Annotated in this window: 12 protein-coding genes; 2 read left to right on the forward strand and 10 right to left on the reverse strand. The window is 56.4% G+C overall.

The window, feature by feature from the left end; all coding sequences use genetic code 11:
* Window positions 1–9: 9 nt before the first annotated feature.
* From RZS32_RS05785 to RZS32_RS05805, 5 genes are read right to left on the reverse strand one after another with little or no spacing between them, the layout of a single operon-like run.
* Window positions 10–744 (reverse strand): SDR family NAD(P)-dependent oxidoreductase, encoded by a 735-nt coding sequence (locus RZS32_RS05785; protein WP_317056075.1) that lies wholly within the window; start codon window positions 742–744, stop codon window positions 10–12.
* Window positions 741–1,301, reverse strand: a complete 561-nt coding sequence (locus RZS32_RS05790; RefSeq protein WP_317056076.1) for a DUF3833 domain-containing protein — start codon at window positions 1,299–1,301, stop codon at window positions 741–743. Before RZS32_RS05790 ends, RZS32_RS05785 begins: the two co-directional genes overlap by 4 nt.
* Window positions 1,301–2,554: an MFS transporter gene (locus tag RZS32_RS05795; RefSeq protein ID WP_317056077.1), complete on the reverse strand. Its 1,254-nt coding sequence runs from the start codon at window positions 2,552–2,554 to the stop codon at window positions 1,301–1,303. The genes RZS32_RS05790 and RZS32_RS05795 overlap by 1 nt, the downstream gene beginning before the upstream one ends.
* Complete coding sequence (locus RZS32_RS05800; RefSeq protein ID WP_317056078.1) at window positions 2,551–3,306, reverse strand: DUF1365 domain-containing protein; 756 nt, start codon at window positions 3,304–3,306, stop codon at window positions 2,551–2,553. Before RZS32_RS05800 ends, RZS32_RS05795 begins: the two co-directional genes overlap by 4 nt.
* Window positions 3,303–4,604, reverse strand: a complete 1,302-nt coding sequence (locus RZS32_RS05805) for an NAD(P)/FAD-dependent oxidoreductase (RefSeq protein WP_317056079.1) — start codon at window positions 4,602–4,604, stop codon at window positions 3,303–3,305. The genes RZS32_RS05800 and RZS32_RS05805 overlap by 4 nt, the downstream gene beginning before the upstream one ends.
* Before the next feature lie 243 nt (window positions 4,605–4,847).
* Between RZS32_RS05805 and RZS32_RS05810 the strand changes: the two genes are divergently transcribed.
* Together RZS32_RS05810 and RZS32_RS05815 are read left to right on the forward strand one after the other, a co-directional pair.
* Window positions 4,848–5,399, forward strand: coding sequence for a sigma-70 family RNA polymerase sigma factor (locus tag RZS32_RS05810; RefSeq protein WP_317057848.1), 552 nt, complete (start codon window positions 4,848–4,850; stop codon window positions 5,397–5,399).
* A gap of 16 nt (window positions 5,400–5,415) precedes the next feature.
* Complete coding sequence (locus RZS32_RS05815; protein ID WP_317056080.1) at window positions 5,416–6,060, forward strand: ChrR family anti-sigma-E factor; 645 nt, start codon at window positions 5,416–5,418, stop codon at window positions 6,058–6,060.
* Window positions 6,061–6,177: 117 nt separating this feature from the next.
* On the opposite strand, the gene RZS32_RS05820 is transcribed toward RZS32_RS05815, so the two are convergent.
* The 5 genes from RZS32_RS05820 to RZS32_RS05840 form a co-directional block, all read right to left on the reverse strand.
* On the reverse strand, window positions 6,178–7,437 hold the full coding sequence (locus RZS32_RS05820) for a flavin monoamine oxidase family protein (RefSeq protein ID WP_317056081.1): 1,260 nt from the start codon (window positions 7,435–7,437) through the stop codon (window positions 6,178–6,180).
* Between the two features lie 248 nt (window positions 7,438–7,685).
* Window positions 7,686–8,879 (reverse strand): aromatic ring-hydroxylating oxygenase subunit alpha, encoded by a 1,194-nt coding sequence (locus RZS32_RS05825; protein WP_317056083.1) that lies wholly within the window; start codon window positions 8,877–8,879, stop codon window positions 7,686–7,688.
* Between the two features lie 48 nt (window positions 8,880–8,927).
* The gene (locus tag RZS32_RS05830; protein ID WP_317056084.1) at window positions 8,928–10,244 is read right to left on the reverse strand and encodes an NAD(P)/FAD-dependent oxidoreductase; all 1,317 of its coding nucleotides are present in this window, start codon (window positions 10,242–10,244) and stop codon (window positions 8,928–8,930) included.
* On the reverse strand, window positions 10,241–12,328 hold the full coding sequence (locus tag RZS32_RS05835; protein WP_317056085.1) for an FAD-dependent oxidoreductase: 2,088 nt from the start codon (window positions 12,326–12,328) through the stop codon (window positions 10,241–10,243). The genes RZS32_RS05830 and RZS32_RS05835 overlap by 4 nt, the downstream gene beginning before the upstream one ends.
* Before the next feature lie 136 nt (window positions 12,329–12,464).
* Window positions 12,465–12,803, reverse strand: coding sequence for a hypothetical protein (locus RZS32_RS05840; RefSeq protein ID WP_317056086.1), 339 nt, complete (start codon window positions 12,801–12,803; stop codon window positions 12,465–12,467).
* Window positions 12,804–13,097 lie beyond the last annotated feature (294 nt).

Consider the following 13,097-nt stretch of genomic DNA (forward strand, 5'->3'; position numbering starts at 1 on the left):
TCTTTGATCTCACGCAAATAGGCGGTAGTAGAGCCAGTTGGGCATGAAACGTGACAAACGGAACACCCAGGAGAAGACGCGGGGGAAATGCCGGTCAAATGCATCCTCATCGAACATCAGTTCGAGCATCTCCTGTGCCGCTTCTTCTGGCGTCATAAGAAACGGCATTTTGAACTCGTTTCTGTCTGTGAGACGCGTTTTGATGAAGCCGGGATTGGCCAGTTGCACACGCACGCCGGTTTTTCGTAAATCCGCGCGCATGCTTTCAGCCAAGGACATCACCCCGGCCTTGGAAGCTCCATAGCCAATGGCCCCGGGCAACCCGCGAAAGCCAGAGAGGGACCCGGTGATCACGATGTGGCCTGCGTCTTTTTCCACCATCTGCGGCACGACGTGACCTAGCACGCGAATGAACCCCGTGAAATTGATGTCCGCCATTTTGACGGCGTCTTCCGGCTTCCATTCCGTTGCTGGCATGGGCCAGTACACACCGGCCAAAAGAACCACACCGTCAATGTCGCCCACGGCCTTGGCCGCCTCTGCGACACTGGCATCATCGGCGATATCCACCGGCACAATATCGGCTGGGCGTGGCAGACCTGCGGCCACTTCGGCCAGACGCTCGGCATTTCGGGCCGACAGAACAACGTCTGCCCCCACTGCACTCAGTTTCGCAGCCAACGCAGCGCCAAGACCCTCACTTGCCCCGACCAGCCAATACCGTTTGCCGCTTAACTCTGTCACGCCGCGTCTAACCTTTGCATTGTCGCCACCAGCTCTGCGACCTTGATGCCGAATTTACGGAACTGACTGCGGTTCACAATTGTGCCGCCTGGCGTCAGATACATCCAGTCTACCACATTCAGAACGTGACCACCTGCCTCTTTCGGCAGGCGGATGTTGTAGTTGAGCTTTACGCTTGAGCCGGACTGCTGACCTGTGCCCTCACCCACCAAGTCATCGGCATCCGCCTTGATAGATCCGTCATTGCCAAGCTCAAGCCGCCATTCGCGGTCTTGCGTGTTGCCACTGTCATAGCGGAAATGCTCTTGCATCACGCCCTTGTTGCCGTTCCAGTTGGCATGAAAATCCGCTGAAAAGCGTGACGTCACCCGACCCAGCGGGCCATAGATGATACCCTCACAGCGGATTGGACCATTCAGATGTGTGCGCAGGTCCATCTCAGGACCGGTTCCCTCATAATCATCCAGTTTTTGCGCAGAGAAACTGGCAAATCGTTTCTTAAAGTAGACTAGGATTAGGATCAGACTGGCACCGATCCCGATATACAGTGCAGACATCACGTAAGCCTCCTTTTGTTCAAGGGGGTTGAAGGGGTTTGAATTGCGGCAGAAGGCGTGCTCACCAACAGCGCAATCGCGACGAGTTTCAAAACACAGGGCACCGCCCCGTAGAGAAGTGACAACGTCCAGAGCGCTGCCTGATCGTTGACTTGCCCTGGCACGTAGCCGGATGTTTCCAGAAGCGGTAAAAGCGCGACAGCCGCGATAGCCAAAGTCATCTTGCTGACAAAGGACCAAAGGCTGAACCCTTCAGCGGCCCCTGGCGAAATCTCTTCCATGCGCTTTGCGAAGAGCGCGGGAAGCAGCGTCATATCTGCACCCAACGCGATGCCCGACGCCGCGCAGATCACAGCAAATGGCACCAAGTCACCAGTTCCCAGCATCAGTGCATAGGCGAAGGCTGCAATCGACAGGATCATGCCAAAGATCAGAACGGGCCGTGTGCCGAAACGCTCTGCGGCTCTGCTCCAGAATGGAGCAGCAAAAGCGGCAAAGAGGAAGAAGAGCAAAAGGAATGGTCCTTCCCAACCTGGCAGACCCAACCGGTCTTCAACGAAGAACAGGAAAAGCGTTGAACTTACCGCTACGGGCGCAGAATTGGCCAAAGCCACCAGAAGCAGCCGACGTGCTACCGGGTCGCTCAGCACAACGCCAAGCCCGGATTGTGGTACATCAGCACCCTGCCATTCGCGACCCATAGCCCAGATAGCTGTGATCGCAAGAATAACGAAGGCGAGGGCAAATCCGGTGTAGCCACCCAGTAAAACCGGCGAAGCGGCGGCGGCGCAAATCCCGAGAAGCGCACCGGTTTCACGCCAGCGCGCGAGCTTCAGGTGGCCTTGCTCTCCAATGCCAGAGGCCACCGCCACACCCTGCGCATAAAAGCAAATGGTCAGGTAACTGAACGCGGTGAACACCAGTGTGAGCATGATCGCGAACCACCAAAGCGGCGCAATCGGCGCTGTGACGGCGAACATCCCAACCATGCCAATCGCCATAGTCCCAACAGCCAAGGCAACCGAAGTGCCGCGGTGCGCGCGCAGTTTCGCAGCCAGCTTGCCCAAGAGCGGATCCTGCACCACGTCAAAGAGCCTCAGCCCGAACAGCACCGCACCCAAGGCGGCAAGGGACACGCCATACTGGTCCACGAAAAACTTCGGCGCATGCATGTAAAGCGGCAGCCCTGCAACTGCCAGCATTGCTCCGAACAGAGCAAAGGCCGGAAGGCGTGGTGAGGGTGCAAGTGTCATCTGCTGACCTCTTGCGTCGGCGGCTCAGGGCGATTGCGGAAGCGCGCGCCTTTCCACCACAGCTTCAGCGCCTGCCAGTGAATAAGCGCCAGCACCCGCCGCGACCCAAACGGACGACGCAGGAGCGCGCGCAAGACACCTGGCGTGCCAAGAGGTTTGCGGTTGCCCACCAGCGTGGCCGTCACCCCGCCATTGCCAGCGGTATGGTCAATGAAGATGCCCAACCGGTCAGGCCGAATATCGAATCGGAACTGATAGCCGCCCGAGATTTCCTGAAACGGAGAGACGTGAAAAATCTTGGCCGCGGTCAGCCGATCCTCAGGCCCGATGGGGCCATGATCGTCGCGCAGGCAGAGGTATGAATGCCGGTCGCCATAGGTGTTGCTGACTTCTGCAATCACCACGCGCAGCGCGTCCTGAGCATCATAACAAAGCCAGAACGAGACCGGGTTAAAGATATGCCCCATCACACGGGGTTGGGCGAGAATCTCAATACGTGCCGGGCTGTCCAAATCATGTGCTGCGAGTACGTCGCGCACCCATGCCGCACCGCGGCCCTCTTTCGGCGCACCGCCGTGGTCGCAATCCCGCAAAGAGAATAGCCCCGAACTGTTGCGCCCAAAGGCCCAGGTCGAGCGCACAGGTGCCTCTGCATCCAGCAGCACATAATCAATGCTGTAGCGAAAGGCGTTCTCAATCCCGCCTTTGCGCCCATGCCAGGTATGGCCCGCGATATGGTCGACCCTGCTCATTCAGCGGCCACCACCATTGTGTCTTGCGCCAAGATAGCATCGGCAACCTCCAGACCTGTGGCCAGCCCATCCTCATGAAATCCATTGCGCATCCAGGCCCCGCAGAACCATGTGTTTTGCGCGCCGTTGAAGGCCCGAACTTTATCCTGCGCCTGCAACATCTCCAGGTCGTAGACCGGATGGCGCAGCACTGTTTGGTCATAGATCAGCTCTTCGCGGATTGGACGCTCTGAGTTCAGCGTGACAAAATGCAGATCATCCATTGGAATGGGCTGCAGGCTGTTCATCCAATACGTGATATCAATCTGCCCCGCGCGCCGCGCCGGAGCCTCGGCGTAGTTCCAAGACGACCAGACCGCACGCCGCTTGGGCATAACAGATGTATCGCAATGCAGCACCACATCGTTGGCCTGATACTTCACCGCACCCAAGGCTGCTTGTTCTTGCGGTGACGCATCGGAGAGCATCTTCAGGGAATCATCACCATGCGTGGCAAAAATCACATGATCGTAGAGCTCCCATTCTGCCCCTTCGGCACGAAGCTCTACGCAGGTTGTCTTGCGACGCACACCTGAAATTGGCGCTCCGAGCCGCAGACGGACACCGCGCCCAAGGAGTGCCGCCTCCAAACGGTCTACATAAGAGCGGGATCCTCCGGCTACAGTGTACCACTGATGCTGGCCGGAGTAGTTGAGAAGCGCATGGTTCTCCATGAACCGGATCATTGCATGCGCAGGGAAGTCGAGGATCTTTTCGGTAGGCGTTGACCAGATCGCGCCGGTGAGCGGCAAAAGATAGTAGTTTCGAAACCACACCCCCATACCCAAACGGTCCAGGAATTCACCTATGGTAAGATCCTCGTTGGCGGCAGCCAGTTGCGTGGCCTTGGCATTGAACCGAAAGATATCTCGCAGCATACCCCAGAACTTCGGACTTACAGCGTTGCGCTTTTGAGCGAAGAAAGCGGGCGCGCCGTCAAGACCGTATTCCATCCTGCCGCCGCGTACTGAAGCGCCAAAACTCATTGTTGACTTGGCCACCGGCACGTCAAGCTCTTCAAAGAGCTGCGCCAAGTTAGGATAATTGGCGTAGTTGAACACGATGAAGCCGGTATCCACTGGCTGATCACCGTTCTTACCGGCCATAATGGTACGCGCATGCCCGCCCAATCGTGGCTCGGCTTCGTAGAGCGTAACATCATGAACATCCGAAAGGCGCCATGCAGCCCCAAGCCCGGTGATCCCCGCACCGATTATAGCAATTTTCTTACGCGCAGGCGCTGTATTTTCGAATGGCATTCTGTCTTCAACCTGTGTTTTCTTGTGTCTAGGCTGGTTTACGCACAAAAACCCAAAACGGATGACAAAGAAATTTAGCAAAAATCTGATCCGAGCCAGAATGTGGCACGTATGCTCTGCATGTTCAGTGATGTTCAAACTGTTGAAGCCATTCCTGCCCGACGCGCGGCAAGTGATCGCACGGTCCTTAAATCTAAGGAACGAACCGAGCCAAAAGCGCGTGGGCGTAGGGGTGCAAAGACGGTGACGCAACAGAGCAATCAGGATGGTACCGATTGGTCGATCAACATCGCCAAGGTGCGCGACAATCAGGATAGGGCTGCGTTCAAAGCGCTCTTTGATCACTTCGCGCCTCGGGTCAAAGCATTCTTGATGCGCTCTGGAGCCGATCCATCGCTGGCGGAGGAGTGTACGCAAGAGGTCATGGCCACTTTGTGGAACAAGGCCCATCTTTTTGATCCAACCCGCGCAAGTGCGGCGACCTGGATTTTTACGATAGCGCGGAATCGTAAGATTGACGCGCTTCGCAAACAGCGGCGTCCCGAGCCCGAGGACTTGCCATGGGGACCTAGCGAGGAACCCGACCAGGCAGACGCTCTGGCGCTGCAGCAGGAGAGTGAAAAGTTGGGAGAGGCGATTGCATCGCTCCCGGCAAAACAAAAGGAGCTGATCGAAAAAGCCTATTTCGGCGACCTGAGTCACAGCGAGATCGCGGAACAGACAGGTTTGCCTCTGGGTACGATCAAATCGAGAATTCGGCTGGCGCTTGATCGGTTGCGCCACGCCATGACTTGAGAGTTTGGTGAACGATATGATTAAACATCATTTGAGCGACGCTTTGCTGATGGCCTATTCGGCGGGAACACTTCCCGAGGCATTCAGCCTGACCGTAGCTGCGCATATCTCCATGTGTGATGAATGCCGCGCTCGTCTTGGTGCGTTTGACACAGTCGGTGGCGCATTGATGGAGGCAGACACGGACGTGAGTTTGGCTGACGACAGTTTTGAGGCCACACTTGCCAAAATCCAGTCTGCTCCGATGCAAGCGGCGTCAAAATCTGTCATTCGCGCGAAAGGTGTGTTGCCTAAGCCTATTCAGGACTATGTTGGTGGCGATCTTGAAGCTGTGAAATGGCGGTCCGTGGGAATGGGCGTAAAGCAAGCCATCCTGCCGACTTCCAAGGATGCGACAGCACGTTTGCTATTCATCCCTGCAGGTGCGGCAGTGCCGGATCACGGTCACCGAGGAACAGAGCTAACACTTGTTCTGCAAGGTGCTTTTTCTGACGAAGTGGATCACTTCGGTGCAGGTGATATTGAAATTGCCAATGAAGAGGTGGATCACACACCGATTGCGGATATCAGCCAGGATTGCATTTGTCTGGCTGCGACCGATGCGCCCCTTCGCTTCCGCAGTCTGATCCCGCGCATCGCGCAACCCTTCCTGCGGATCTGAGGCCAAGCTGCTCAGACGTTTTTCAAGCGGCCCGCTTCAATGCGGGCCGTTTTGTTATTTGTGTAACTCTAAGCCGCAAGTTCACGCCACTGATTGCACGGCGTTCCGAGAGGGCATCTATGCTTTGGATTTCGCTTGTTGGCTCAATACCTCGTGCGCCGCTCTTTGACCGCTTTTGAAGGCGCCGTGCACAGTGGCATAGGCATCCGAAGCCGTTGCTTCGCCCGCAAAGAACAGTTTGTTGTCCACGGGCTCCGCTAACACCCTGCGCGCCTTCGCACCTCCGGGGCGGGCATAGCTATAGGATCCCAGAGTTAGCGGGTTGCTCCGCCACGCGGTCTCAGCTGTTTTGCGAATGTGTTTTCGAACATCGTTGCCAAAAATGGCTGACAGGCCTTGCAGGCAAAATTCGGTGGCAGCCCCTGATCCCTGCTGCTCCAATTGATCCGCAAATCGTCCAGCGACGAAACCAACGGCGACGCTGGTGTCGTAAAACCCAAAAAGTGTCGTGCAATACGCGTCACCACTGGTGTGATAGTCGGCAATCTGACCTTGATGCGCTTTCGTCCAGCTTGGATCAAAATCCAGCGCGATCTTGTTTAACAACCCCATGGGCAGGTTTTCGACAGCTTGCAGCTTGCTCACAGGCAAAGCCGGGGTAAACGAAATGGTCTCTGCCGCCAAAACACCAGTGGAGACTGTCAGGACAAGGTGGTTGGCCGATACCGTACCTTTGGGTGTGACAGCTTTGACGCCAGGACCGGATGTGTCGATCTTACTGACCGGGCAGGCCAAATGCACCGGCACATCAGCAAACAGGCTTTGCACAAAAGCGCCCAATCCACCGCCAACCAACCAATCTCCCTCGGAATCACTGTATTGCGCGACATCGTGAATTGAGACCGCATCAGCATCACCGCCTTGCATCTGCTCCACAAAATGCTTGGCTGTTTCGCGCCACGGGCTATCGGGAAGCACAGAAGCGACGGCGCAGTCCTTCTGCGTGGCCCCCGCTTGATTGATGACGTCCCACATTGTGTCTTGATAGGTGTTGTAGTCTTCGACTTCGGCGTGGTTGAGCGCATGCCCCTCTGCATGGACCCATCGCCAGGCCCAGGGGGATTTGTGGAACTCCACATCCATCCGTTCGCCTATGCGCGCCAGCGGGTTGATCTGTGCGGAATGCAGCCAGGACGCGCCTTTGTCGAAGGGTTGCGACACCAGAGTTGAGTCCGTGACACAGCGTCCGCCTGTATGGTCCGCGGCTTCCAGAACGACGACCTGAACCCCGCGCGCGCGCAGCGCGCTTGCCGCCGACAGACCCGCGACACCCGCGCCGACAACAATCACATCCGTTTCTGTTGGCAATCCACTCATGACCGGCAGCCTATTGATCCAACAGCAACGCGTTTGGGATACCTTCAAACGCAGCCAGATCAACGGGGTCTTCATGATCGAACTTGCAGCATCTTCGGTAAATTTCGAGCAACTCGGCCGACATCATTTTTTCCTGATAGAAAAACATCGCAGCCCCATAGCGCGCAGCACCTGACCCGCGTTGACCAACGGGTGACTCAAGCAGGTTTTTTGCTGCTGCAGTTGGGCCGGATCAGGGTCTTCGGATATCATGAGGTGCTTTGGGTCGCCATGGATGCATTGACCTTCCGAACCTGATCCTCGGCGGGTGCCTCTTCGATATTGTAAATTGGAAGCACAGCACGCAGGTGGTCGTGATGCGTGCGCACGCCGTATTCCAGATCAGACAGGTAGAATCCCTCAAAGAACTCTGACGCCATGGATTCGTTTGACCAGATAGTGAGTTGAATATCTTCGTCGACAGTTTCCCGGTCGATCCGGCTGGCCAAGTAGCGCGCGGCGCGCTGTTGGCGGTCTTCGTTTGCGTGACGATAGGTGGCAGACCGAATGACCGAAGAATTCACCGAAGTTGGGAACTCTTGATAAAACAATACGGTCTCTGGGGTCGCGGCGATGACGGCATTTGGGAAAAGACCATAGTAGAGCCATTTGCGGTGCAAATCTTCAGGTAAGAAGTCCTGTGGCTTGGACATCTTCTTGTAGTTTCGAACGGCCCAGCGCCGCCCTTTGGTGGGCGTATAGAGACCTTCGGTGCGGCTCACTCCATCGACATAGGGTTCGTCGTAGTAGGTTGTGCCATAGAGATCCTGAAGTGCCGGATGCGCCATGGCCACGTGATAGCCCTCGTTGTCGACGTCGCGGATGGATTTCCAGTTGACCGGGGTCTCTTCGGTCCAGATGGCGTCCGTTGGCACATGATCCGCCATCCGATACCCTGCCGCTTCTTCGGCAAAAGGTTGCAACAACTCGGCCACCGATGGCTGAGGTCCCGGCTTGAAGCGGATGAAAATGAACCCGTTCCAAATCTCCATATCCAGGCTGCGCAAGGCAAACTCATGCTTGTCGAGCGGCGGGTAGGAATCGGGCCGCGCGGCACCGCGCAATGTACCATCAAGATTGTAGACCCAGCCATGGAAGGGACAGATCATGGCACTGGGACAGTTTCCACTGTCTTCGGCCACCAGACGAGAGCCGCGATGGCGACACACGTTCTGAAACGCGCACACATTGCCTTCGGTATCCCGCAGGATGATCGCGCGCTCCCCGCAAACATCAAATGTCTGGAAATCGCCCGAATTTGGGACATCCGATACGTGACAGGCAATTTGCCAATGGGTCTTGAACAGCTCTTCCTTTTCAAGCTCCAGCAATTCGGCGCTATGGTAGCACCAACCAGGCAGGCCCTTGCGGTCCCAGTCATTGGGAATCTGGATATCTCTCATGGTTCAAGTCCTTTTCCATCCATTCTTTCTGGCACAGCATAGATCTTTCTAGGGTCGTACCGCATCCATCAGGCGTTTCCACGTTAAGGCCACGGCCAGGCCCTGCCCCCGAAATCGGCTGAACGGCACTTTGGGCATCGGGGTCACGGGTAGAAAATCTTCACCGGCCTTGCCCAGACAATGCGCCGCAAGCACCTTGCCAAACATGCTTGCCATGGCGACACCACGCCCGTTGAATCCAAGGCCACTGTAAAGACCATCCCCCAATTTGTGAATGTGCGGCACATGATCCAGCGTCAGCGCGACGCGCCCCGTCCAAAGGTGGTTGACGCGGCTGGTATCAACTTCGGGGAAAATCTCTCGCATCCGGCGAAAGCCAAAGCCAAAATTGGCTTCGTCAATCAGTTCTTGTTGCGAATTGATGCGGCTGCCAAAGATCAAACGGTCCTGGCTGTCGATGCCAAACCACGACAAGAGCCGTCGCGTATCCGCTGCGCCTTGGCGCTTTGGCAAGATCTTACGTTTCAGGTTATCGCTCAACGGGTCGGTGGCCAGAACACCCGTCAGAACCGGCACAATCGAGTCTGACAGCCCCGGCAACATCGACCCTGTATAGCCGTTGGTGCAGACAATCACTGTTTGTGCATTGACCTGACCTTGCTCGGTTTTCACAACCCAATGCGCCCCGTCATGTTCCACCGAGACGGCAGGGGATTGCGGAAAAATGCGCACACCTTGTGACAGACACGCCTTTGCAAGCCCCCTGGCATACTTCAAAGGATGCAGGTTGCCGCCACGCTCATCCATCAGGGCCGAGGCATAGGCCGAGGTCCCCACTTTGGTCTCGATCTCACCCCGATCAAGCGTGCGGGTCACTACACCACGGGACCCCCATTGGGCCACATGCGCATCCGTGGTCACGCGACCTGCTGGCCCTTTGGCCAATTGAATCCAGCCCGTGCGTCGCAGATCACACTCAATGCCGTAATTCTCGATAAGGTCATAAACAACCTGAGGCGCGCCTCCCGCAGTCTCGGCAATCCGCTCTCCGCGCTCCTTGCCATAACGCGCGACCATCTCATCAGGCAGAATTTTCAAACCCGGTATGACTTGTCCGCCATTTCGGCCTGAGGCGCCCCATCCCGGCTCATGTGCTTCTACAATGGCGACATCGACGCCCTGTTCGGCGAGGTGCAGGGCCGAGGACAGACCGCAAAACCCAGCGCCAATGACAGCGACGTCGGCAGACACATCTGATGTCAAAGGCTCGAGTTCAGGTAAATCTCCTGCTGTCTTACCCCAAAGCGAGGTCTTGATATGGCAGGACGACTGATACCAGGCGTCGGATTTGGCGGATACGGTCATGAAGCAAACTCGGGCCAGAGCTTGTCCGACTCAAAATCGTTTTCTCGCCGGAAGGGTGCGTCCTGATCAACAGGCGCTTCCAGCGTTCTCGCAAACTCGTGCCCGCCATAGACAGCCATTGCGATTGTCCCCGGCGCATAGCAATCACCAATGCGCGTGACAGATTTGATGCCATGCTCCGACCATGCGTCTTTCTGCGCTAAGAGATCATGATAGAGACTGTCGTCACTGGTCCGCGACGTGACGGGCACCACGGCTGCCACATCCTTGCGCTGCGTTTTCTCGGTGAACACACAAGCCAGATCGACAAAGCCATCGCCCACAGCCACGATCCCATGGTTGCAGATGATCTCAACCCCAAGCTCACGCAGCCGCACCTGAATATGTTCATACTCCAGCGTGAAATGCGTCCAGCCCGCCGACTCCGCCGCTGGCGTGACAAGCATAACATCGACACCGTTTCCGGCCAGTTGTTCGGCCAGAGCACTGCCCAGGTAGTAATGATCGTCGTCAAAGATGAGTACCGGTCCCTTGGGCACCTCACCGGCCATAATGACCTCTGGCGCAACAATCATCGGGCTGTGAAGCTGTTCGGGCGCAAATCGGTGATGAATTCCCACAAAATCGGTGCGCCAGTGCGACCCGGTGGCAATGGCCACATGGGCATGCCCCAATTCCATCACGGACTGCGCGGTCATTGCGCTTTGCGTGAAGGTGCTGACATTGGCGCGAGCCGACAACAGGTTCACACGGTAATCTGCCACGCGGTTCCATTGCCGTAACGGGGCCAGTGCTGTTTCGCGCAGAACACGGCCGCCCAGTTTTTCCCCGGCTTCCGCAAGAGTGACAGGATACCCGCGATTGGACAGCGCCAGCGCGGCCTCCAGCCCGGCAGGTCCACCTCCGACCACCAGCACATTGTCCTCGGAAGTCGCCGCCGGAATACGTTCAGGGTGCCACCCCTTGCGCCATTCCTCTCCCATCGTTGGGTTCTGCGTACAGCGCATCGGGTAGGCCACATAGTCGCCCGTGGTGCACATGTTGCAGCCGATACATTCGCGGATTTCGTGCGATCGACCTTCTTCAATCTTGGTGGGCAGAAAGGGGTCAGCAATCGAGGGACGCGCAGCCCCAACAAGATCAAGCACGCCACGTTTGATTTGAGACACCATCGTATCCGGCGAGGTAAACCGCCCCACGCCCACCACCGGCTTGGTGGTCAGTTTCTTGACGAAGCGCACATAGTCTTCTTGCGATCCTTCGTTGCCGAACCGCGACGGGAGCGAGTCATTGCCCCAGTCTGCCACATTCACATCCCAAAGGTCCGGCAACTCAGCGAGAGAACCGACTATATCCTCGGCCTCTGCGCTGTGCATGCCATCCTCACCCATCAATTCATCCACAGCAAAGCGGAACGCCACGGCACAGTCATGCCCGACTGCATCCTTGGTGTCCTCCAGCACCTCACGCACCAGCCGCACCCGGTTCTCTAAGCTGCCGCCATACTCATCGGTGCGGTGATTGAAGCGTTTGAGCAGAAATTGATAAAGCAGCGTCATGATGCCGTGTGCGGCGTAGACATAGATAATGTCGTACCCCGCCTCACGCGACCTCAACGCGGCTTCGCGAAACCATCGGCGCAGGGTTTTGATGTCGTCTTTGTCCATCCCCCGCGCCTGCGTCGAGTTTGACGTCTCATTGGGTGCAGGCGACGGGGCGATGGACGGAATACGCGACAGGTAGTTGCTGACCGACTGGCCATTGTGGACAAGCTGAATGCCTGCGAGTGCACCGTGTTCATGCACCTTATCGACCATCAGACGATGAACCGGCAAATCGCTGTCATCCCAGAGCCGCATCAGGGTGGCCGGAGTCAGATCGCTTGTCGGGTGGATCGAGCACTCTTCGGTGCATACCACACCCCAGCCCCCTTCAGCCTTGACCCCTCGCATTTCTGCCATGGTCCGAGGCCAGCGATGCCCCATCCCATTGCAATGCGGCACCTGATAAAATCGGTTCTTGGTCGTCTTGGGGCCGATCTTGAGCGGCTCGAAAAGGATTCTGTGATTGGGTTCCATCGTCATATGAAAGTGCTCCTCAAAACCTTCACAAAGCCAATTCTGATTCCGAATCTGACTGAACAGTCAGTCAAAAAGAGACTACACAACCAAGGGCAGCGGAGCTAGACGCAGTTTTTTTTGGAAAGAAATTTTGGGGTGGCTAAACCTGATCGTCCCAACAGGTGAACACCTCATTGGTGATCCAGCGCCGGATCCCGTTATGTGCGGCAAGCTGGTCCGAAGTGAGATGCCCGCCAGTGAAATACGCATAGGACCCATCAAGCTGCGCGCGATCCTGGAAGGTCATTACAACGTAGAACCGTTGTGCTTCCGGTGCTTCGGTGGACATTGGTGTGTCGTCAATTCGGGTGCCAATTTCTCCGGTTGCCTCCGCATACCCCATTGACTTCATGTCTTTGAAAAACTGAGCATAATAACCACGCACCGCCTCCATTGACGCGCCCGGCTTGAGATCGAAACGGCAAAGCATATGGATCATTTGTGTTACTTTCCAAATTCGTTCGGGATATCCCGGCAAACAAGAACAGCACCGCGCAAGGTGATGCACTTTCCCGTGGTTACGTGTTTCTCAATACTCTCTTCATCATCAGTTCTAAATCTCGGAAATCCATTACTTGTGTCAAGAAAATCCCCTCGCGCGTGTGGTCATGAATTGATCATATTCTGAAAGGGTCGTCAGATTTGATCAAATCCGGCGACCGTACAGCTTGACTCGTTTGATTTGCACCGAATAACGTTTTTTCGAACGTTCAACCAGTTAATCACTCAACGA

The sequence above is a fragment of the Roseovarius sp. W115 genome, assembly GCF_032842945.2.
Classification (GTDB): domain Bacteria; phylum Pseudomonadota; class Alphaproteobacteria; order Rhodobacterales; family Rhodobacteraceae; genus Roseovarius; species Roseovarius rhodophyticola.